A 21,699-nucleotide genomic window follows, 5' to 3' on the forward strand; every position below is an offset into this window, starting at 1 on the left:
CGGAAACGAGGAATCGACCGTCGACCTTGCGGTCCTTCCTGACGGACGGCCGCGGCGAGATTCTGGTCGCCGTCGCCGCCGGCTGGTTCCTCTCGATCGGCGTCCGACTGGCCTACCCCGTCCTGTTACCCTATCTCCGAGAATCGTACGGGCTCGACCTGACCACGGCCGGGCTCCTGTTGACCGCGCTCTGGCTCTGTTACGCGCTGGGGCAACTCCCGGGCGGTCTGCTCGCCGACCGCTTCGGCGAGGGAAACGTACTCGTCGCGAGTACCCTGATCTCGGCGGTGACGCTCGGGCTCGTCGCCGTCGCCGGCTCCGCGCCGGTCGTCTACCTCGCAACCGGGGCGTTCGGCTTCGGAACGGCGCTGTACGGCGTCGCCCGTTTCACGGCGCTCTCGGACGTCTACCCGGACAACGACGGCACCGCGATCGGCGTGACGATGGCGGCGGGACAGGTCGGAAACACGCTCTTGCCGCTCGCGGCCGGCGGGATCGCCTCGGCGTTCGCCTGGCAGTACGGCTTCGGACTCGCCGTCCCCGCCTTCGCACTCGTGGCGATCGGTCTCCGGTTCGTCGTTCCCGCACGAACCTCGGGCGCGACCAGCGCCGTCGACAGCGTCTCCCTCGAGACGGTCCGGTACGTTCTCTCGGAGCTTCGCCGACCCGAGATCGTCACCGTGACCGCGATCCAGATCCTGACCTACTGCGTCTGGCAGGCGTTCACGGGCTTCTATCCGACCTATCTGATCCAGATTAAGGGATTTTCCCAAGGTGTCGCCACCGGGCTCTTCAGCGCGTTCTTCGCGATGGGGATCCTCGTCCAGCCGCTGACGGGCCAGCTCTACGACCGGTTCGGGATCCGGAAATCGCTCCCGCCCGTACTGGGCGTCGTCGTGGTCTCGCTGGTCGCGCTGCCCGTCCTCGAGGGGTTCTGGCCGATCGTCGTCGGCACGGTCTTCCTCTCGAGCATCCTGGGCTACGGCACGATCACCCTGCCGTACATGACCTCGGCGTTCCCGGCAGATATGCAGGGGACCGGGTTGGGCTTCCTGCGGACCGTCTACATGACCGTCGGCGCGATCAGTCCGGTCCTGTTCGGGGCGCTCGCCGACCGGGGATTCTTCGACGAGGCCTACCTCATGCTCGCCGGGTTCGTCGCCGTCGCGGTAGTGTTGACCTGGTGGCTGCCCGAACTGTCGGAGGGGTGATCGCTCGCGTCGGCCTCGAGGCACATCGTTTTCACGCCCTCACGCGTTCAACCGCCAGAGTTCGAAATTGAGCGCGGCCGCGAACGTTACCCACGCGAGATACGGCACCAGCAACGCCGCGGCGCGGCGGTCGACCCGCCGAAACGCGAGAATCGTCCCGGCGACGAGCACCCAGAGCACGACGATGATCCCCAGCGCGACCAGCGGTGCCTCGAGCGTGAAAAAAGCGGGCGTCCAGGCGACGTTAAACAGCATCTGACCGACGAACAACCCGAGCGCGAAGCGGCGGCCGTCGGCGTCGCTTCGCCAGACGAGCCACAGCGCGACGCCCAGCAGGGTAAAGAGGAGCGTCCAGACGACCGGAAACGCGATTCCCGGCGGGTAGAACCACGGCTTCTCGAGCGCGCGAAACCACGGCGTGTCGGGCGAGGAAAATACGCCCGGAAGCCCGCCGACGAGATTGACCAGCAGGACGAAGGCGACGGCGGTCAGAATCGCCTTTCCGTCCGGGAGGCGCTGGGATATCGATCGGGTTGCCATACGCGCTCTACGTCAGCAGCGGGTTTATATCGCCGACCTGCCGGAACCCGGCGACGCCGCCGTCGCGGTCGTGAGACCACTTTCACCGCGGTACGGGAACCCTTATTCGCGGCGGCGATGAACGGCCGGTAATGGCAACGACGGACGAGGAGATCGCGTCTATCGAGCACCCGCTGCTCGAGCCCGAGTTCCTCGAGCGCCGACTCTATCAGCTGAAACTCGCGGGCACGGCCGCGAACCACCACACGCTCGTCTGTCTCCCGACGGGACTCGGGAAGACGACGGTCAGCCTGCTCGTGACGGCGCGGCGACTCGAGGAGGTCGGCGGAACGTCGCTGATGCTCGCGCCGACGAAACCCCTCGTCCAACAGCACGCGGATTTTTACCGGGAAGCGCTCCAGATACCCGACGACGAGATCGTCGTCTTCACCGGCGACGTGAGTCCGGACGACCGCGCCGAGCTGTGGGAGTCGGCGACGGTCGTGATGGCGACTCCCCAGGTGATCGAGAACGACCTCGTCGGGAGTCGGATTTCGCTCGCGGACGTGACCCACATCACCTTCGACGAGTGCCACCGCGCGACCGGCGACTACGCCTACAACTACATCGCCGAGCGCTACCACGCCGACGCGAAGCGGCCGCTCGTCACCGGGATGAGCGCCTCGCCCGGCGGCGACGAGGAGGCTATCCTCGAGGTCTGTGAGAACCTCGGGCTGGACGAAGTCGAGGTGATGACGGAGGAGGACGCCGACGTCGAGGAGTTCACCCACGACACTGACGTCGAGTGGGAGCGCATCGACCTCCCCGAGGAAGTCCTCGAGATCCGGGACGCGTTAAACGAGGTGATCAAGGAACGCCTCGAGAAGCTCAAGGAACTGGGCGTCGCGAGTTCGACCCAACCCGATCAGTCCCAGAAGGACCTGAATCGGATGCGGGCCGAACTCCAGGAGCTGATCAACAACGACCAGTCGGAGGGGTTCGAGGGGATGTCGATCCACGCCGAGGTGATGAAACTCCGGCAGGCCGTCACCCTCGTGGAGACCCAGAGCGTCGAGGCCCTCTGTCGGTATTTCGAACGGCAGCGCAATCAGGCCCGCTCGTCGGGCGCGTCGAAGGCGAGCCAGCGAATGGTCTCGGACCCGCGTGTGCGCGAGGCCATGCGGAAGGCCGAGAGCTTCGACGAGATCCACCCCAAGTACAGCAAGACTCGGATGCTGCTCGCCGAGACGCTGGGCCTCGAGGGCGGCGAGCGGGTGATCGTCTTCACCGAGTCCCGCGACACGGCCGAGGCGCTCACCGAGTTCCTGTGCCAGAGTTTCGACGCGAAGCGGTTCGTCGGGCAGGGTGACCGAGAGGGCTCCGACGGGATGACCCAGACGCAACAACAGGAGGTGTTAGACGAGTTCCGGGCTGGCGAGTTCGAGGTGCTCGTCTCCACCTCGGTCGCCGAGGAGGGGCTGGACGTCCCGGAGGTCGACCTCGTCCTCTTCTACGAACCCGTCCCGACCGCGATCCGGTCGATTCAGCGGAAGGGGCGGACCGGTCGCCAGTCCGAGGGTCGCGTCGTCGTCCTCATGGCCGAGGACACCCGCGACGAGGCCTACTTCTGGATCTCGCGGCGCCGCGAGAAGGAGATGGAGTCGGAGCTGCGCGAGCTGAAGGGGATGGCCGACGACCTCGCGGCCGAACTCGACGACTCCCAGCAGTCGCTGGCCGATTTCGAGGTGGCCGGGGAGAGCGAAGCGAAAGTGGACGACAGCGTCGCTGACCCCGACGCAGTCGGCGGGTCTTCCAGCGGAAGCGAGGGGGTTGCGAGCCAGCCCGGATTGCAGGAGTTCGGGCCCGAGAACTCGGAACCGAGTAGTGATGGCGGCACTGGAGACGAGTCCGATGCCGACGAGACGGTCGAAACACACGAACCCCACGCCGAGGGCGAGACGGTCGCGGTCGTCGCAGACCAGCGCGAGATGGACGCGAACATCGCCCGCGACCTCTCGCGACGCGAGGAGTACGAGATCAGCCTCGAGACGCTCGACGTGGGAGACTACGTCCTGTCGGATCGGGTCGTCGTCGAACGCAAGTCCGTCGCTGATTTCGTCGACTCGCTCGTCGGGGGTGATCGATCGGTTTTCGAACAGGTCGGCGCGATGGCTCGCCACTACTCGCGGCCGATCGTCGTCGTCGAGGGCGAGGGGCTGTACGAACAGCGGGACGTCCACCCGAACGCGATTCGGGGGGCGCTCTCGAGTCTCGCCGTCGACTTCGGTGCGAGCGTGTTGCGGACCGAAAGCGAGGACGACACGACCGAACTGCTCGCGGTGATCGCCGGCCGGGAGCAGTCGACCGCCGACCGGGAGGTGTCGGTCCACGGCGAGAAGGGGAGCAAGACCCTGAGCGAGCAACAGGAGTACGTCGTCGCCTCGATCGCCGAGATCGGTCCCGTCACCGCGCGCTCGTTGCTCGAGGAGTTCGGGACGGTCGAAGGCGTGATGATCGCGACAGAAGACGAGTTACAGGCGGCCGACGGCGTCGGGCGGGTGACCGCCGAGCGGATTCGGGAGGTCATCGGCAGCGACTACACCGGCTAACTCCGATTCGACCCGCGGCTCAGTCGCTCGCTTCGGAGGTGACCCCGTCCTCGCTCTCGCCGATTGGAACGGGACCGGAGCGTCCTTCCGCGCGGGTGACGATCCAGTCGGCGATCCAGACGGCACCGACGCCGAGGACGATGCCCGCGAGGACGTCGATCAGCCAGTGGATCCCGAGGTACATCGTCGAGAAGACGACGCACGCGGTCACGAACGATGCGATCGGGAACCACCGCGGATACTCCCCGCGCGAACGCCAGGCCAACAGCAAGACGACGACCGCCAGCGACGTGTGCAGCGAAGGGAACACGTTCGTGTTCGACGACACTGCTGACGTCATCGTCTGGGCCTGCGGATAGAAGTCGTACATCAGCCCGGAGACGGACGACAGGTGGTTTCGCGGCCCGTACGCGATGAACAGCGTGTAAAAGATCGTCCCGATCAAGTAATTCAACAGGTACGCGATGAGGAGTTCCTTGAGGTGGCGCTGGGACGGTAACAGGAAGTAGAGGATCGGTGCGGTCACCAGCAGATACGGGAATCCGAACATGTACATCGCCGAGAAGAACTCCAGCGTGGCCTTGGGGACGATATCCTGGAGAACCGCCACGAACTCCCCTTCGACGGCGTATATCTCCGCGGTGATGTCCCAGTCGAGAGCGTGCGAGATCCGTTCACTATGGCCGGTCGTCGCCCGCTTTGCCAGGAAGAACAGGGCCGCCGCGCCGAGATACGGCGCGACCTCGAGGAATCGGTGATCGAGTTCAGCCGCCGTCCGACTGATCCCTGTCCGATCGAGACAGATCGCACAGGTCCCTATGAGTCCGATGCAAACGACGAGTACCGTGAGCATGACGACGAATCCAAGTGCCATCGTTAGTTTCTCGTAAGTTCGTGGTTCGACGGGTAACTTCGGTCTGCGGGCCGGTAGCGCGGAGGGCGGAGGGAAATGGCTACCTGAAATGCGACGCACGCAAGCGGCCGATCAGGCCCGTCGATGAGTGTCATCAGAGTATACGTTTTTTGCTAAATATATATCTATTGGTGTACAGATCTAGGTCCGGATCGACTCTCACACTGGAACGGGACGCGACGACACCTAGGGAAGGACCGAAAAGTGAGATTCGGTCGATAGTACCGTCAGTCGAGAGCTGTCAGCTCAGAGCCGGCAGTACCGTCCAGCGCCATCAGCGGAGGGTCGACAGCGTCTCGCCGGCCTCGCGTGCCGCCTCGAGACAGTCCCGCGCGTACCGGGGGTCGTCCGCGGCGGCGGCCTCCGCGGCGAACTTCTCGAGCGTGCGGACGAGCGCGTCGCGTGCGGCCTCGAGGTCGCCGTCGACCGGCGGAGGGCTCGCTGCAGGGCTACGATGGGGCGGTCCGGTGTCGATCGACCGGTCATCGGACGCCCGGTTCGATTCGTCGGGCGCGGCCGAAGCGGCATCGGGCCGGGACGCGGGCTGGTGGTCGCTCCGAGTCGGCCTTGCCGCCGACTGGGATCGCGGTTCGGCGCTCGAGGCGGACGTCGCGGCGCGATGGTGAGGGGACTCACCGTCGGTCTGGTGTTTGTCTACAGCGGCCGATGTTGCGTCGGCGTCGGCTGCCGGATCGATGTCGGTAGCGTCCGGCGTGGCGTTCGTCGGCTCGGTCCGTGTCGCATCGGCGGGACCGTCGTCGGTCGACGGCTCCGTCGCGGGCCGGTCCGTTGTAGCCCCTTCGTCGGCCGGTTCGGCCTCGAGTCCCGTCCCCTCGACGGCGTCGGGATTGCCGTGACAGCTGGGGCAGAACGTGGTGCCCTCGTGCTGGAAGAGCGGGTCGCCGCAGGTCCCACAGTGGGCGTTGGTCATCGTCGCGCCCTTGAGCAGCAGGTCGCTCATCCGCTGGGTCGCCTCGCGCTCTTCTTTGTCCTGCTCGTACTTCTCTCGAAGCTTCTCGCGCTCGGCTTCCTTGTCGAAGTCGCTCATATCCGTCGAGACGTGTCGAAGCGTCGAAAAAGCTGCGACAGCCGACCGTCACCGATTCGCGACGGGTTCGGTCACCTCCCGAGGGCGGATTCGACCGCGTCGACGGCCGCCTCCGGCGCCTCGACCGTCTCGAGATCGATTCCGAGAGCGGAGACGTCGTGGGTCCCGAGGCCGATAACGGGGCGGTCGTAGATACCGGCGAAGCCGATCTCCGAGAGCGTGCCGACGCCGCCGGCGAGCGCGATGACCGCATCGCCGTTCAGCGGGACGAGCGCGTTTCGCGCGTGGCCGAGACCCGTCGCGATCGGGTGATCGACGGAGTCGTTCGCCGCCTCGGGGCGCTCGCCGGGAAGGATCCCGATCGTCGTGCCGTCCGCGGCTTTCGCGCCGCGGCAGACCGCTTCCATCGTGCCGCCGCGGCCGCCACAGACCACCGTATGGCCCCGGGCGGCGAGTTCGCGTCCGACCGCCTCCGCCCGAGCCGCCTGTTCGTCCGTGATCGTGCCGCCGCCGATGACGCTGACGCGCATACGTGCGTTCCGCGATCGACGGGCATGATGGGTTCGGTCTCGAGGCGATCGCGGCTCGCGGGAACGCGATTGCGGTCGGGAAGTCGTCGAGGACAGCGGGGTGGTTCGCGCTGGACTGGTCGGCTGGACCGTCGGTAACTGCGAGACGATCTGGCGCGACGGCAGCCGTCGATATCTACGATCAGCACCACCGTTCGAAGCCATCGTCCGACGGATTTAACGCGTGGGATGTGGAAGCAGTACATGGTATGACGAAAGTTAGCGTGGTCGGCGCGGCCGGGACGGTCGGGGCCGCCGCGGGCTACAACATCGCGCTTCGGGACGTTGCTGACGAGCTCGTCTTCGTCGACATTCCGGACAAGGAAGACGACACGGTCGGACAGGCCGCGGACGCCAACCACGGCGCGGCCTACGACTCGAACACGACGATCCGGCAGGGCGGCTACGAGGACACCGCCGGCTCGGACGTCGTCGTCATCACGGCGGGCATCCCGCGACAGCCGGGGCAGACGCGGATCGATCTGGCGGGCGACAACGCCCCCATCATGGAGGACATCGGCTCCTCGCTGGCCGAACACAACGACGACTTCATCACCGTCACCACCTCCAACCCCGTCGACTTGCTCAATCGACACCTCTACGAGACGGGCGAGCGCGCCCGCGAGAAAGTGATCGGCTTCGGCGGCCGGCTCGACTCGGCCCGCTTTCGCTACGTGATCTCTCAGCGCTTCGGCGCGCCCGTTCAGAACGTCGAAGCGACGATCCTCGGCGAGCACGGCGACGCCCAAGTCCCCGTCTTCTCGAAGGTCCGCGTCGACGGCCGGGACCCCGAGTTCGACGAGGACGAGAAGGCGGAACTGCTCGAGGAGCTCCAGGCCTCGGCGATGAACGTCATCGAGAAGAAGGGCGCGACCGAGTGGGGCCCGGCGTCCGGCGTCGGCCACATGGTCGAGGCCATCCTGCGCGATACCGGCGAGGTACTCCCCGGTAGCGTCGCGCTCGAGGCCGAGTACGGCCACGAGGACACCGCCTTCGGCGTTCCCGTCAAGCTCGGCTCCGACGGCGTCGAGGAGATCGTCGAGTGGGACCTGACCGAGTACGAGCGCAACCAGCTCGGCGAGGCAGCCGAGAAGCTCTCGGAGCAGTACGAGAAGATCTCGTAATCGACGGTCGTCCCGGATCGCTTTTTTTGCGTCCGCCACCCGAGTCAGCGGTATACGGTCCGCTGCTACTGTGTCCCGGCACACCCGCATGGCGGGTCGCGGATGCGCCGGAATTGACTGATGGGAGTCCGTGTCAGGGAATTAGCTGTTCGCCGTCGTCGTCGTAAATCGTGATCGCGTCGACGGGGCAAGACCGGGCTGCGAACTTCGCGTCGAGTTCCGCGTCGTCGGGCACCTCGCGGACGAAGACGCCGTCTTCGACTTCCTCGCCCCCCTCGAGGACGGCCTTCCCCCTCGATTTGTCCTTCTCGAACGCGTCCCACTCGGCGACGCACTGGAACATCCCGATACAGACATCCTCGTCGTACTCGACCTTCATGCGCGAGCATTGGGTCGATCGGCGTAAATCGGTAGCGGTCGGCGTTCGTGCCCCGCGATACCAGAGATCATATGTCAACGTGTATTTATTACCGGGCAGGTCGTCGGCTCGAGCATGGTCTCGGACTGGCTCGGACCGCTCGAGGCGAACGACGGAGCGGACCCGCTCGGCCGAGCGATGCTCGCTCACCACCGCGACGAGCCGGGGCGGCTTCTCTATCGCGACGGGGCGGACGCACAGGACGGCACCGTCGCCGACTTCTACTTCTCGAGTCCCGGATCGTGGGATCGGGAGACGATCGACGCGCTCGAGCGCGTCGCCGACGCCGAGCCGGTCCTCGACGTGGGGTGTGGCGCGGGGAAGCACCTCCTATGGTGGGCCGATCAGGGCGTCGACGCGGTCGGCGTTGACGCGAGTCCGAACGCGGTACGGACCGCCCGCGAACGCGGCCTCGAGGACGTTCTCGTCGGCGACATGTTCGACTTACCGATCGAATCGGGCGCGTTCGGAGCCGTCCACGCCGTCGGCACGCAGGTCGGCCTCGGCCGCTCGCTGGCCGGCATTCGCGAACTGCTCTCAACGTTCGCTCGCGTCACCGACGACGGCGGAGTCGGGGTCGTCGACAACTACGATCCGACCCGGCTGGACGCGGAGTTCTTCGGCTATCGACCCGATCCACGCGAAGGAGTGGCTCACCGGTGTTTCCACCTCGAGTTCGAGGGCGAGCGGGCGGACGGCGAGCGGTTCCGCGAGGTCGGCCGAACGCTGCAGTTCCTGCTGTGCTCGCCCGCTCGGCTCCGCGAGGCGACGACGGGGACGCCGTGGCACGTCCGCGACGTGCTCCGGGCCGACGGGAGGGCACACTACAGAGCGGTCCTGACGAAGTCGGATTCGAAACCACGTCGGTAGCGAGACGGTCTCGGGGTTGGGACGAAAAAGCGGGGTGGATACCGGCGAGCGATACGAACGCGTTCAGCGGTCGTGAACCGAGCCGATCGCCTCGCGGCGGCGGCCGGCCTCCGCTGACGGCGAGGGGGAACCCTCCCGATTCTCGAGCAACAGGAGGATATCCCGGTAGTCGACCACGCCGTTGCCGTCGACGTCGAGCGCCTCGGTCACCTCGTCGGTAACGGGACCGACGTACTCGAGGGCGAGGGAGGCATCGCGGCGCCCCTTCGGTCCGTTCCTGACGACCTCGCGCTCCCAGGCCTCGCGCTGGGTGTCGGAGAGGTCGGCGAGTCGGCCGAACAGCAACAGGGCGGCGACGGTCACCGAGAGGTCGGTGTGGTGGATCCAGCCGTTGAACGGGTCGACGTGGGGACCGGCGGCCATCACCGTCTGAGCCGGGCCGGTGTGGACGTTCGAGGCCCACGAGACACCGAGATGCTCTGACACGACCGCGCCGAGCGCGTTCGAGAGGGCGTAAGGGCCCTCGGCGCCTCTGGCGTCCGCGATCCGTTCAACATCCTCGTCGATGAGTTCGACGTCGACGCGTCCTTCGACCGCCTCGCGGATCGGGGTCCCGTCCTCGATGGCCGCGGCGATGGCCGCGTTGCTCGCCTCCGCGTTCCGGATCGCCTCGGCATCGATCGGCGAGCCGTAGCCGCTGCCGGTCGCCAGGCCGCCCGTCTCGTGGTCGGACGTGACGACGACCAGCGTATCGTCTCGGTTCTCGGCGTACTCGAGCGCCCAGTCGACGACCTCGTCGAACTCCTCGGTCTCGGCGACCGTCGTCTGGACGTCGTTCCCGTGCTCGGCGTGATCGATGCGTCCGCCCTCGACCATCAGGAAGAAGCCGTCGTCGTCGTCCTCGAGCCGATCGACGGCGGCGGCGGTCATCTCGGTCAGCGACGGGACCGACTCGTCGCGGTCGAGCGTGTACGTGACGTGGCTGTCGTCGAACAGCCCGAGCAGCCTGTCGCCGCTCGCCGCCTCGAGATCGGAGGCGTCGAACAGGACCTCGTAGCCCGACCCTCGCATCCGCTCGAGCAGGTCGTCGTCGAATTCGCGACGGCCACCACCCATGAGTACGTCGACGTCGCTCTCGACGTACTGTTCCGCAATCGTCCCCTCCATGCCGCGATCGGGGACGTGCGAGGCGTAAGCGGCCGGCGTCGCGTGGGTGATCCGGGTCGTCGAGACCAGTCCGGTCGCCTTGTTCCGCGCCTGTGCGAGCTCGAGGTGGGTCAACAGCGGCGTCGGATCGTCGTCGTCCGCGTCGCCGCGGACCGACAGCTGCCCGTTGTACGCCTTGTGACCGGTCGCGAGCGCGGTCCCGGCGGCCGCCGAATCGGTCACCTCGCCGCTCCGGGAGCCGGTTCGCGTGTAGCCGACGCCCGTCATGGACTGCAACGAGAGGTCGCCGTGGACGACCGACGTGACCTCGATCGGATCGAATCCCATGCCGTCGCCGATCAGGACGATCACGTTCTCGACGCCGCTTCCACGACGACTGCCGGCAGCGTCGGATCGTGCGCCGGCCGCGCCGGTCGCACCGAGCAGTCCAGTCGCACCCAGGGCCGTAACGAATTGCCGTCGTCGCATAGTGCGTGCGGAGTCTCCACGACATCGCCCATTATTGTTTGTATTATTGATTGGTAAGTTGCGATGGAAATCAGTAGTCGAGGAGAGACGGCTCCGCGACTAATTCAGCGAACGATGATCCTCGAGAGCGGGGTGCGGGACGGATGCACGGAACCGGAGGAACCCTTTTCCGCTCCGTCGTGGAACCTCGACCGACGGAATGGTTGCACTGTCGTTCGCAGTACTCGTCGGAGTAGCCATCCTGACCTGTCTGTTCATGGCGTGGGTGCTCGGAGCGAACAGCAACTCGCCGCCCTTCGCCCCCGCGATCGGTGCGAACGCCATCTCGACGATGCGGGCGGCGTTCGTCATCGGGCTGCTCGCGGCCGCGGGGGCGCTCATGCAGGGCGGCAGCATCTCCGAGACCGTCGGAGCGGCGCTGATCGACGGCGTCGCGATCACGCCGCTCGCCGCCACCGCGGGCCTGCTGACGGCGGCTGGCTTCATGGCGATCGGGATCTACACGCGGTATCCGATCCCCGCGGCCTTCGCGACGACGGGCGCGATGGTCGGCGTCGGCCTCTCGCTTGGCGGCGATCCGGCGATAGCTACCTACCGACGACTCGGGATTTTCTGGGCGCTGGTGCCGGTCATGTCCGGCGGGCTGGCGTACGCGACGGCGACGATCCTGCGACGCGACGACGTCCCCGAGACGGTCGGAGTCCCACTGTTAGCCGGCGTCGTCGGCGCGATCGTCGCCAACGTTCGTCTGGGCGTCATCCCCGATCCGACGGCCGATCAGGGGACTCTCGCGAGTTTCGTTTCCAGACTGTTCGGCGGTGGCCCGACCCTCGCCGCTGGGATCGACCTCGGAACCGTCCTCGTGACGGTCGCGGTCGGCGCCCTCGCGTTCGTGTGGGTTCGCGCTCGCGTCCGCGTCTCCGTCGAGGACGGAATCCGCTCGTTTCTGCTGGTCCTCGGCGGGATCGTCGCCTTCTCCTCGGGCGGGTCGCAAGTCGGACTCGCGACCGGGCCCCTCGAGAACCTGTTTCGGACCGAACTCGGCCTCCCCGGAATCCTCCTGCTGGCGATCGGCGCGGCCGGCATCCTCGCCGGCGCGTGGATGGGCGCGCCGCGGCTGCTGCAGGCGACCTCTCGGGAGTACGCCCAGCTCGGCGTGCGCCGCTCCATCGCGGCGCTGGTTCCGGGCTTTATCATCGCCCAGATCGCGATCGCCCTCGGCATCCCCATTTCGCTGAACAACATCGTCCTCTCGGGGGTTATCGGGGGCGGGCTCGCCGGCGGCTCCGCGGGCGTCTCGCGCCGAAAGATCGGCGTCACGATCGCCTTCTGGCTGCTGACGCTCGGGAGTTCCGTTATCGTCGGCTACGGGCTCTATCAACTGTTCGCGTGGGCCATCGGGGCCTGAACGCAGTGTGGATCTGCCGTCGTCACAGTGTTACTCGAGTACCGTCACCGGTCGCGCGGTGCGTTCGACCACAGTGGCGGCGATGCCGCGGCCGAGAAAGCGCCTGAAGAATCCCGTCGACCCGCGTCGGGAGCCGTAGATGACGACGTGATCGATTCCTTCCTCGGATGCGTGCCGCGGAACGACGGTGCCGGGTCGTCCTTCGGCCGTCTCGATCCGGACGCGGTCCGCCGCCGCGGAACCGGTAAGATCGGAAGAGTCGATGGAACCGGCGACCGACTCGAGCAACTCCTCGGCGCTGGCTCGAGCCTGCGACGTGCGGTCCTCGCTTCGCCCCAAGACGCCGCCCTCGCTGAGCGGGGCGTCCAGCGGGGTTGCGACCGCGAGCAGCGTGACCTCGGCGTCGGGGAACGTCTCGAGGGCGTACGCGAGCGCCTCGTCCTCCCGCGGACGGCCGAGCGTCGGGACGAGGACGCGATCGGGGGCGGACATACGGTTCCGTTCGGGAGCCACGGCCATCGATCTATCGCCGTCGAACGAGCGCTCTCTTCGCGGTGTGAATGGAGCAGTGGGTTCTGATGGGAATATGGGGAAGAAGTGTCCTGCTAGCGCCGACAGGGAATCGCCACGCCCTCCCCAGCCGATTCACTCGTTCGCTAACTCACTCGTTCATCCCTCGCGCAGTGTCGTCAGCCGCCCTCGCTAGCGCTCGGTCGGCGGACAGCGCGCGCCGCCGCACGTCAGTCGATCAGTCCGAAGTTCGACGTAGCTCCCCGGATCGAACGCTCGAGGAGCCGAGCCTACGGCCCTCGAGACGATACTTTAAACCGCGGGACGCGCCAAGGAGAGGTAATGAATATCGAGGAGCTGACGGGGCTCCCGGCCGGTGCCGTCGACCACTTCCGGAGCGACGGCATCGAGGAGCTCTACCCGCCCCAGGCCGAGGCGGTCGAGGCCGGCGCGACCGACGGCGAGAGCCTCGTCGCCGCGGTCCCGACCGCCAGCGGGAAAACGATGATCGCCGCCCTGTCGATGCTGTCGACGGTCGAGCGCGGCGGGAAGGCGCTGTACATCGTCCCGCTGCGAGCGCTCGCCAGTGAGAAAAAGGAGGAGTTCGAAGCCTACGAACAGTTCGGCGTGACGACGGGCGTGACGACCGGCAACTACGAGAGCACCAGCGACTGGCTCTCCACGAAGGACATCATCGTCGCCACCAGCGAGAAGGTCGACTCGCTCGTGCGCAACGGCGCGGACTGGCTCTCGGATCTGACCTGCGTCGTCAGCGACGAAGTTCACCTGATCGACGATCGGAATCGGGGACCGACGCTCGAGGTGACCCTCGCGAAACTCCGGAAGCTCAACCCGCGCATGCAGGTCGTCGCGCTCTCGGCGACGGTCGGCAACGCCGACGAGATCGCCGACTGGCTCGACGCCGCGCTCGTGGACACCGACTGGCGGCCGATCGACCTCCAGATGGGCGTCCACTACGGCAACGCGTTGAACTTCGACGACGGCTCGACTCGCGAGGTGCCCGTCGAGGGGAGCGAAAAGCAGGAGGCCGCGCTCGTCCGCGACATCCTCCGGGAGGGCGGCTCCTCGCTCGTGTTCGTCAACTCCCGCCGGAACGCCGAGGCCGCCGCGAGACGGCTGGGCGGCGTCTCGAAGCACGAACTGACCGGCGAGGAACAGACGGAGCTGGCCGAGCTGGCCGACGACATCCGCGACGACAGCGACACCGAGACCAGTAAGGACCTGGCCGAGGCCGTCGAACGCGGGTCGGCCTTCCACCACGCCGGCCTCTCGAGCACCCAGCGGAGCATCGTCGAGGACGCCTTTCGCGACCGGCTCCTGAAGGTCATCTCCGCGACGCCGACGCTCGCGGCAGGAGTCAATACTCCGGCTCGACGGGTCATCGTCCGCGACTGGCGGCGCTTCGATCCCAGCGCCGGCGGGATGGCACCCCTCGACGTCCTCGAGGTCCACCAGATGATGGGGCGTGCGGGTCGGCCGGGGCTCGACCCCTACGGCGAGGCCGTGTTGCTCGCCAAGAGCCACGAGGAGAGCGAGGAGCTGTTCGACCGCTACGTCTGGGCCGATCCCGAACCGGTCCGCTCGAAGCTGGCGGCCGAACCCGCGCTGCGGACCCACGTCCTCGCGACCATCGCCTCCGGCTTCGCCCGAACGCGGGGCGGACTCCTCGAGTTCCTCGAGGCCACCCTCTACGCCAGCCAGTCGACCGAAGCCGGTCGGCTCGAGACGGTGACCGACACGGTGCTGGCGTACCTCGAGTCGAACGACTTCATCGAACGCGACGGTGGCGGTAGCTCGGACGGGGACGACGGCGACGACGCGGACGGCGCGTTCACTTCCGCGGCCGACCTCGCCGAGGAGAGTGGTCGGGACGAGTCGCTCGAGGCCACCAGTCTCGGCCACACCGTCTCCCGACTCTACCTGGACCCGATGAGCGCCGCGACGATCGTCCACGGACTCGAGCGGGCGGACGAACGCCCGACGGCGCTGGGACTCTACCAGCTCGTTTCGCGGACGCCCGACATGTACGAACTCTACCTGCGCTCGGGCGAGGACGAGAAATTCGGCGAGCTCTACTACGAGCGCGAGGCCGAACTGCTGGGCGACGCCCCCAGCGAGTTCGAGGAGGAGCGCTTCGAGGACTGGCTCTCCGCGCTCAAGACGGGCAAACTGCTCGAGGACTGGGCCGCAGAAACCGACGAGGAGCAACTGACCGACCGGTACAAGATCGGTCCTGGAGACCTCCGCGGGAAGGTCGACACCGCCGAGTGGCTACTCGGTGCGGCCGAGTCGCTGGCCGCGGAGATCGACAGCGAGTGGACCGTCGCCGTCCGGGAGGCCCGCGCCCGCGTCGAACACGGCGTGGGTGAGGAATTACTCGAACTCGTCGGGGTCGGCGGGGTGGGCCGCAAGCGCGCTCGACGGCTCTACGACGCGGGAATCGAGGTGCCCGCGGACCTGCGAAGCGCGGACAAGGGCGTCGTGCTCGGCGTGCTCAAGGGGAAGAAAACGGCCGAAACCATCCTCGAGAACGCCGGCCGAGAGGATCCCTCGATGGACGGCGTCGAGCCCTCCGAGTCGGGGGGTGGAGCGCCGGTCGGGGACTCGAGCGGCGACGCAGGCGACGCGACGACAGAGCCGACGGACGCGGACGACGGTCAGGCGAGCCTGGGTGATTTCTGATGGAGCTACTCGAATGCCGACTCGCGATCGACGACCTGGATTCGTTCGTAGCCGAGATCGGCGAGATCGGGGACCGCCACGGCGTGACGATCCAGGCGTTCGATTCGCGCTACGTCGCCGACCGCCGCCACCTCGAGCGGGCCGTCGAACTGGCCGATCGCGCCATCGAGCGCGGCGAGAACGTCGCCCGTGATCGCGCCGTCGAAATTCTGCTGTACGCCGCCGGGCGACGACAGATAGACCGGGCGCTCGAGATGGGCGTCGGCGAGGGGGACAATCGGGCAGTCGTCCTCGTCGACGGCGACGCCGGCGATGCCGACGACTCGGAAGCGGCCGCGCTCGAGGATCTCGACGAACTGAACGCGTTCGTCGAACGGGAGCCGACGCTCGAGTCGCGAGACGAGGAGACGCTCTGTGACTTCTTCGAGATCACCGACGCCGAACGCGGGGCCACCGACGCGTCGCTGCCGGCGCTGGTCGGCGAGCGCGTCGCACTGCTCGAGGTCGAGAAGTGATTCCGCGGGACACGAGACATAGACCGGCCGTCGGCCCATAGTCGACGCCACGCTCTTGTGCGATCCTGCCGATATCTAGCTATGGCCACCCTCGAGGACTCGCTCGATATCGGCGGCGTGACGGTTCCCAATCGGCTCTACCGCGCGCCGCTGCTCGAGTGTGCGGGCAACGGCCCCGACGCGGTCGAGACGTTGATCGACGACTTAGAGCCCGCCGCGGCGTCGGGCGTCGGGCTCATCTGTCAGGGCGCGACGATCGTCCGGGGCGAGGGCGGCTGTGCCGCGCCGGGGATGACCCGCGTCCACGACGCTGATTTCGTCGAGGGGCTGTCGCGACTGACGGACCGAATCCACGACCACGGGAGCCGGATTTTCGTCCAGCTCGAGCACGGCGGGCTCCGAAGCATGGAGACCTGGCACGCCGAGTACCGCGACGGGCATCCGGATCTCGAGCAACTCGCCGTCTCGCGCCCGCCGTGGCAGTTGCGGCTGCTCGATCGACTCGGCTTCCTCGAGTACGATCCGCACGTCCTCTCGACCGACGAGGTGTGCGACCTCGCGGCGGATTTCGGCCGCGCGGCGGCCCGCGCCGTCGACGCCGGCTACGACGGGATCCACCTCGCCGGCGCGAACATGGGGATCGTCCAGCAGTTTTGCTCACCGTTCTACAACCGGCGCGACGACGAGTTCGGCGGCTCGCCCGAGGCCCGCCTCGAGTTTCTCGCACGCGTCCACGACGAGATCCGCGAGCGGGCGGGCGACGTTCCCCTGATGACTAAAGTCCCGGCCGAAACGCCAGCGCCGCCGTCGCCGCTCGTTCGACGGAAACTCTCGCTCGAGGACGGGATCGAAATCGCTCGTCGGCTCGAGCGGATCGGCTACGACGCGGTCGTACCGGTCCGGACGTCGGTCGTCTGGGACATGAGCATCGTTCGCGGGGCGTATCCCGAGCGGGCGTGGGACAACGAGGCGCTCCGCGAGGAGTACGACGCGGCCTTCGGCGGGTCGGGACGACGGCGGCTCGTCGCCCTGGCGAACCGCGTGCAGTCGCTCCAGTACGATTTCGAGCCCGCGTGGAACGAGGACTTCTGCCGGCGCGTGCGCGAGCAGGTGTCGATTCCCGTGCTCGCGGAGGGCGGGATCCGCGAGCGGGGCGAGATGGATCGGCTGCTCGGCTCGAGCGGGCGTGGATCCGAGGGAACCGACGCGAGCGATGAAACGCCAGCCTGCGATATGGTCGGCATGGCTCGTCCCTTCTACGCCGAACCTCGAGTAGGGGCGCGGCTGCTCGAGGCCGAGTCGAGAGACGGAGAGCCGCGCGCGCTCTGTGAGAGCTGTAACAACTGTACGGTGCCGCAGGTGACCGGTGCGCCCGGGATCTGCCGGACGCCCGACGTGGTTCGGAAACGTGGTGAACTCGAGCGAGAGGGAGCCTACGAACGGACCGAGGGAGACAGATTCAGGCCGTGACGGTGTCGCTCGTTAGTTCCTCGAGCGTTCCCTCGGTCGTGTAGTCGGGCGCTTTGACTTCGAACCGGGAGTCGGTCGAGCCCGCAAAGTAGAGCTGCAGCGTATACGAGCCGTCGTCGGCGATCGGTGCCGCTTCGCGCCGGTCTACGCCGACTTGCTCGAGCATGACGTCCTGACCGGCGTACTGGGAACCGGTCGTGCCGCTGATCTCGTAGCGCTGGCGCTGGGCTTGGACGTTGGAACCGGCAACCGGATACTCGTTGTCAACCCAGCCGTCGAGTCCTTCATCGATAGCGTACGCGTCTTCGTACCCCGCATCGATCAGCGCGGCGGCGCGCTGGGAGGACAGGTGGTGCGGACAGCGACAGTAGGTGACGATCTGCGTGTCAGTCGACCACTCTTCGACGGGGTCATTAGCGGTCCCGTTCGGTGCGGGCGAAAAGACGGCATCCGCGATCCGGAGTGCCTCGTACTGGGCGCGCCCGCGTGCGTCGACGATCCGCGCCTCGTCGTTTTCGTACCAGTCGTATACGTCCTTGACGGGTGCGAGCGGAACATCGATGCCATTGACAGTCTTCGTCGCGTACCCGTCGCCACCACCGAAACAACCGGCCACTCCGCCGATCGCTGCTGTCCCTCCCACCGCGAGGAACGTCCGTCGGTTCATACTGGATAGATAGCGAGGACAGAGAGATATGGCTTCTGGTGACACAGCAGTTACTACGAGACCCCTTCGTTTCAACTGGAGAACGGGAGACAGGGGTACGGAAGTGCTCGAGTCGAAACGGCAGAGAAGTAGTCCATCCTGGATTCGAACCAGGGTCGAAGCCCCCAGAAGGCTTCAGGATTGGCCGCTACCCCAATGGACTGATATGCTTCGTCGGTCCTGCTTCCGACGGTGTACTGGACCATAGTTGGGTTCCGTATTAGAGTGTTACGAACTCGATTGCAACTCGGAACCGGTAGACGGATTTCAGCCCCGGATCTGGATGCACCCGTAATTAGGGTGGATCATAGTGTTCTTTCCGGTGGCAGTTTGCACAGAGAACGATACACTTCTCGATCTCGTTTTGAATCCGGTCCTTTGCATATCCGAAGGCGATCATCTTCCCGACAGCTATCTCTTTTTCGTCGACGTGATGGAAGTCGAGGCAGACTGGGTTCATCTCGCTACAGCGATTACAGCCGCCACGCGCTCGCTGAATTTCATTTGCCCAAACTCTGTGTGATTCCCGTCGTTCGATCGAGCGCTCAGTATGCCAGCCAGCGTTTTTATAATGCCACCGCTGGTCTACGGAAAGCTCTTCCCAGGACGTTCCTTCGGAAAGCTCGACATCGTCAGGCTTCGGCCCGACCCGAGGCCCTCTCGAATACGAGGTTTCTAACCCGGCTAGCTCTTTTGCGTCGTTCCAGCCCCCACACGTCCGAATGATCGTTGCAGAGGCCGGCGTCAGCCCCAACTCCTCGTACTGCGCCTTCGTCGGCGACTCCCCGAGTCGTTCTGTGGCCCGTTGCAGCGCCTCGAGGCACTCCTCCTCCGTCGTCACACCGCCGTTCGTCGCGCTATCGCGTATAAAATATCGGACGAGACCGCCGAAACGGCTGCTCGAGTCGGAACCGACATCCCTTTTCCGTTCTCTCGCGCACTGCCGAGTATGTACGTTGGACGATTCGTCGTCGTCGGTCCCGAGGTCGGCGCGTACCGCGTCTCCTCGCGATCGTTCCCGAATCGCGAGATCACCGCTCGAGACGAGGCCCTCACCGTGGGCCCCACCGAGGACGCTCCGGAGACGGACAACCCGTACGTCTCCTACAACTGCCTGCGGGTGGTCGAGACGCCGACGGGCGAGACGGCCGCCTTCGGCAACGGCTCGCACGTCGATCCGATCGCGGAGAAACTCGAGCTGGGCTATCCCGCTCGCGACGCGCTGGCGGAGAGCCTGCTGGCGCTCGACTACGAGAAAGACGACTACGACACGCCTCGGATCGCGGCGACGATCGGTGACGACGGCGAGGCGCTGATCGGGACGGTTCGGAAGGACGCGCTGCTCGTCGAGACCGTCGACGAGCCGACGCTGGTCGCGACCTACGAAAAGAACGCGCCCGAATCGATCGATCTCGAGGCGGGGAGCGCGGCGGCGGCCGCGAGCGAGGTCTACGACCTCGAGTTCGAACACGCGGTCTGTGCGGCCGGCGTGGCTCGGACCGATAGCGGGTTCGAGACGGCGATCGAGAACGGCGACTGATCGACGCGGAACTGCTCGAGGGTCGATTGTAATCGTTCAATAGACATGTGAATTGAGTGGTGGATTTTAATGAGGGTGAGTGAGACGAAGCGTCCCGCTATCGTGACAACAGGGAATCGCCACGCCCTCCCCAGCCGATTCGCTCGTTCGCGGAGCTCACTCGCTCATCCCTCGCGCAATATCGTCGGCCGCCCTCGCTAACACTCGGTCGTCCGACAGCGCGCGCCACCGCATACCGAGAGTTCGGTCTGGAGCGATACGTTGTGCCCCTCCATCGAACAGTTTCTGCGTCCCTTCTCGGTACGCCCCAGGACGACTCTCGGCCAACCTACAAACACCTCGCGGCTGTTACGTCCGAGCATGAAGGTCGGACTCATCTCGGACGTCCACGGCAACCGGGTCGCCCTCGACGCCGTCCTCGAGGACATGCCTCCGGTCGACGAACTCCTCTGTGCGGGCGACGTGGTCGGCTACAACCCCTGGCCGGCCGACTGCGTCGACGAGTTGCGAGCGCGAGACGTGCCGACGGTGATGGGAAACCACGACGCTGCCGTCGTCGCGGACACCCCCTTTCGATTCAACGGAATGGCCGAGGCGGGCGTCGAATACGCCAAACGGGAGCTCTCGGACGAGCAACTCGAGTGGCTCAGTTCGCTTCCAGCGGAGCGCCTCGCATGCGACGGTCGCGTAAAGCTCGTCCACGGCCACCCCGACGACCCCGACCGGTACACGCGGTACACGTATCCGAGGGACTTCTCGCCGGGCCTGCTCGGCGACGAGGACGTCCTGGTGCTGGGCCACACCCACGTGCAGGGCGTCGAACGGTTCGCGGAGGGGATCGTCGTCAATCCCGGTAGCGTCGGCCAGCCCCGCGACGGCGATCCGCGGGCGGGCTACGCGGTGGTCGATCTCGACGCGCTGACGGTCGAAACCCACCGCGTCGAGTACGATATCGAGGCGGTACAGGAGGCCGTCGACGAGGCCGGACTGCCCGACCGCATCGGAACGCGACTGGCTCGTGGCAAGTAAGCGGGAGACCGCGGAAACGAATCGTTTTACACTCCCCCCACCGCTACGTTCGGGTATGGTATCCACCGGCTCCACCGCGTGTCCCGACAGGAACTATCCTCGTCGCGCCGTGGACCGGTGTCGTCGGTCGTCCGGTCAGTCGACCCGAACGCAGCGTCGCGGCGCCACTGGTTCCGTGCGGGTGACGGCCGAGGGCGATGTTTAGGCGCATCCGCGAGGACGTGCGGGCGATGCACGAGCGCGACCCCGCCGCGAAGGGGTGGCTCGAGGTCGTGTGCTGTTATCCGGGACTCCACGCGGTCTGGGGACATCGCCTCGCTCATCGGTGCTGGGCTGGCGGCAGTGGCCGCCGCCTTCTCGCGCGGCTGTTCTCACACCTCGTGCGCCTGCTGACGGGCGTCGAGATCCACCCGAATGCGGAGCTCGGCCGCCGAGTCACGATCGATCACGGAATGGGCGTCGTCATCGGCGAGACGGCCGAAATCGGCGACGACGTCCACATGTATCACGGCGTCACGCTCGGCGGCGACACCAACGAACCCGTCAAGCGTCATCCCACGGTCGAGGACGGCGCACAGCTGGGCGCGAACGCGACGCTGCTGGGCGACATCACGGTCGGCGAGGAGGCGGCCGTCGGCGCCGGCTCGGTCGTCACCGAAGACGTCGAACCGGGCGCGACCGTCGTCGGCGTGCCGGCGGAGCGAGTGGACTAGGGACGACGGATCGAGAGAGCTATTTTAACTGCTTCACTATCCGTTGAATGCTCAGTAGAGGGAAACAACGTCTCGCTCCAGCCAGTCGGCCGCCCTGCGGTGGCGCGCGCTGTCGACCGGCCGAACGAGAGTGAGGGCGGTCGCCGATACCGTGCGAGGGATGAGCGAAGGAGCGAAGCGACTGAGTGA

20 protein-coding genes and 1 tRNA gene are annotated in these 21,699 nt (G+C 66.7%); 11 read left to right on the plus strand and 10 right to left on the minus strand.

Going from position 1 to position 21,699, the window contains the following annotated elements; translation table 11 throughout:
- The first annotated feature begins 26 nt into the window (after positions 1–26).
- Positions 27–1,211, plus strand: coding sequence for an MFS transporter (locus tag AC0QDI_RS12900; protein ID WP_474668735.1), 1,185 nt, complete (start codon positions 27–29; stop codon positions 1,209–1,211).
- A 39-nt stretch (positions 1,212–1,250) separates the two neighbouring features.
- Here AC0QDI_RS12900 and AC0QDI_RS12905 read toward each other — a convergent pair whose 3' ends face one another.
- The gene (locus AC0QDI_RS12905) at positions 1,251–1,751 is read right to left on the minus strand and encodes a TspO/MBR family protein (protein ID WP_474668737.1); all 501 of its coding nucleotides are present in this window, start codon (positions 1,749–1,751) and stop codon (positions 1,251–1,253) included.
- Positions 1,752–1,882: 131 nt separating this feature from the next.
- Here AC0QDI_RS12905 and AC0QDI_RS12910 point away from each other — a divergent pair, with 131 nt between their 5' ends.
- Positions 1,883–4,339 (plus strand): DEAD/DEAH box helicase, encoded by a 2,457-nt coding sequence (locus AC0QDI_RS12910; RefSeq protein WP_474668739.1) that lies wholly within the window; start codon positions 1,883–1,885, stop codon positions 4,337–4,339.
- Between the two features lie 19 nt (positions 4,340–4,358).
- Here the strand turns inward: AC0QDI_RS12910 and AC0QDI_RS12915 are convergent, their stop codons facing one another.
- The 3 genes from AC0QDI_RS12915 to AC0QDI_RS12925 all read right to left on the minus strand — a co-directional run bounded on the left by AC0QDI_RS12915 (position 4,359) and on the right by AC0QDI_RS12925 (position 6,830).
- Positions 4,359–5,213, minus strand: a complete 855-nt coding sequence (locus AC0QDI_RS12915; RefSeq protein WP_474668741.1) for a phosphatase PAP2 family protein — start codon at positions 5,211–5,213, stop codon at positions 4,359–4,361.
- Positions 5,214–5,526: 313 nt separating this feature from the next.
- Complete coding sequence (locus tag AC0QDI_RS12920; protein WP_474668743.1) at positions 5,527–6,300, minus strand: Sjogren's syndrome/scleroderma autoantigen 1 family protein; 774 nt, start codon at positions 6,298–6,300, stop codon at positions 5,527–5,529.
- A 71-nt stretch (positions 6,301–6,371) separates the two neighbouring features.
- Complete coding sequence (locus AC0QDI_RS12925; RefSeq protein WP_474668745.1) at positions 6,372–6,830, minus strand: TIGR00725 family protein; 459 nt, start codon at positions 6,828–6,830, stop codon at positions 6,372–6,374.
- A 248-nt stretch (positions 6,831–7,078) separates the two neighbouring features.
- Between AC0QDI_RS12925 and mdh the strand changes: the two genes are divergently transcribed.
- The gene (gene mdh / locus AC0QDI_RS12930) at positions 7,079–7,993 is read left to right on the plus strand and encodes a malate dehydrogenase (RefSeq protein WP_474668747.1); all 915 of its coding nucleotides are present in this window, start codon (positions 7,079–7,081) and stop codon (positions 7,991–7,993) included.
- A 133-nt stretch (positions 7,994–8,126) separates the two neighbouring features.
- Here mdh and AC0QDI_RS12935 read toward each other — a convergent pair whose 3' ends face one another.
- Positions 8,127–8,372: a ferredoxin gene (locus tag AC0QDI_RS12935; RefSeq protein WP_474668749.1), complete on the minus strand. Its 246-nt coding sequence runs from the start codon at positions 8,370–8,372 to the stop codon at positions 8,127–8,129.
- Between the two features lie 114 nt (positions 8,373–8,486).
- Between AC0QDI_RS12935 and AC0QDI_RS12940 the strand changes: the two genes are divergently transcribed.
- Entirely contained in the window at positions 8,487–9,281 is a 795-nt protein-coding gene (locus AC0QDI_RS12940; RefSeq protein ID WP_474668751.1) for a class I SAM-dependent methyltransferase, read from the plus strand.
- Positions 9,282–9,344: 63 nt separating this feature from the next.
- Here the strand turns inward: AC0QDI_RS12940 and AC0QDI_RS12945 are convergent, their stop codons facing one another.
- Positions 9,345–10,916, minus strand: a complete 1,572-nt coding sequence (locus AC0QDI_RS12945) for an alkaline phosphatase (RefSeq protein ID WP_474668753.1) — start codon at positions 10,914–10,916, stop codon at positions 9,345–9,347.
- Positions 10,917–11,115: 199 nt separating this feature from the next.
- Here AC0QDI_RS12945 and AC0QDI_RS12950 point away from each other — a divergent pair, with 199 nt between their 5' ends.
- A complete protein-coding gene (locus AC0QDI_RS12950; protein WP_474668755.1) occupies positions 11,116–12,324 on the plus strand; it encodes an inorganic phosphate transporter in 1,209 nt (402 codons plus the stop codon).
- A gap of 30 nt (positions 12,325–12,354) precedes the next feature.
- Here AC0QDI_RS12950 and AC0QDI_RS12955 read toward each other — a convergent pair whose 3' ends face one another.
- Positions 12,355–12,816, minus strand: a complete 462-nt coding sequence (locus AC0QDI_RS12955) for a universal stress protein (protein ID WP_474668757.1) — start codon at positions 12,814–12,816, stop codon at positions 12,355–12,357.
- A 360-nt stretch (positions 12,817–13,176) separates the two neighbouring features.
- On the opposite strand from AC0QDI_RS12955, the gene AC0QDI_RS12960 reads away from it, so the two are divergent.
- The 3 genes from AC0QDI_RS12960 to AC0QDI_RS12970 all read left to right on the plus strand — a co-directional run bounded on the left by AC0QDI_RS12960 (position 13,177) and on the right by AC0QDI_RS12970 (position 17,522).
- On the plus strand, positions 13,177–15,537 hold the full coding sequence (locus AC0QDI_RS12960; RefSeq protein WP_474668759.1) for an ATP-dependent DNA helicase: 2,361 nt from the start codon (positions 13,177–13,179) through the stop codon (positions 15,535–15,537).
- Positions 15,537–16,052 (plus strand): KEOPS complex subunit Cgi121, encoded by a 516-nt coding sequence (cgi121, locus tag AC0QDI_RS12965; protein WP_474668761.1) that lies wholly within the window; start codon positions 15,537–15,539, stop codon positions 16,050–16,052. Before AC0QDI_RS12960 ends, cgi121 begins: the two co-directional genes overlap by 1 nt.
- An 81-nt stretch (positions 16,053–16,133) precedes the next feature.
- Complete coding sequence (locus tag AC0QDI_RS12970) at positions 16,134–17,522, plus strand: oxidoreductase (RefSeq protein WP_474668763.1); 1,389 nt, start codon at positions 16,134–16,136, stop codon at positions 17,520–17,522.
- Here the strand turns inward: AC0QDI_RS12970 and AC0QDI_RS12975 are convergent.
- The 3 genes from AC0QDI_RS12975 to AC0QDI_RS12985 form a co-directional block, all read right to left on the minus strand.
- Positions 17,512–18,189, minus strand: a complete 678-nt coding sequence (locus tag AC0QDI_RS12975) for a rhodanese-like domain-containing protein (RefSeq protein ID WP_474668765.1) — start codon at positions 18,187–18,189, stop codon at positions 17,512–17,514. The two genes, AC0QDI_RS12970 and AC0QDI_RS12975, sit on opposite strands and share 11 nt — an antisense overlap.
- A 129-nt stretch (positions 18,190–18,318) precedes the next feature.
- A tRNA-Gln gene (locus AC0QDI_RS12980) sits at positions 18,319–18,391 on the minus strand.
- A 132-nt stretch (positions 18,392–18,523) separates the two neighbouring features.
- Positions 18,524–19,069, minus strand: coding sequence for a homing endonuclease associated repeat-containing protein (locus AC0QDI_RS12985; protein WP_474668767.1), 546 nt, complete (start codon positions 19,067–19,069; stop codon positions 18,524–18,526).
- A 108-nt stretch (positions 19,070–19,177) separates the two neighbouring features.
- Between AC0QDI_RS12985 and AC0QDI_RS12990 the strand changes: the two genes are divergently transcribed.
- The 3 genes from AC0QDI_RS12990 to cysE all read left to right on the plus strand — a co-directional run bounded on the left by AC0QDI_RS12990 (position 19,178) and on the right by cysE (position 21,510).
- Positions 19,178–19,768 (plus strand): IMP cyclohydrolase, encoded by a 591-nt coding sequence (locus tag AC0QDI_RS12990; protein WP_474668769.1) that lies wholly within the window; start codon positions 19,178–19,180, stop codon positions 19,766–19,768.
- 360 nt (positions 19,769–20,128) lie between these two features.
- Positions 20,129–20,797, plus strand: a complete 669-nt coding sequence (locus AC0QDI_RS12995; RefSeq protein WP_474668771.1) for a metallophosphoesterase family protein — start codon at positions 20,129–20,131, stop codon at positions 20,795–20,797.
- 197 nt (positions 20,798–20,994) lie between these two features.
- On the plus strand, positions 20,995–21,510 hold the full coding sequence (gene cysE / locus AC0QDI_RS13000) for a serine O-acetyltransferase (RefSeq protein ID WP_474668773.1): 516 nt from the start codon (positions 20,995–20,997) through the stop codon (positions 21,508–21,510).
- The last annotated feature ends 189 nt before the right edge of the window (positions 21,511–21,699 follow it).

Source organism: Natrinema sp. LJW11 (assembly GCF_056135975.1).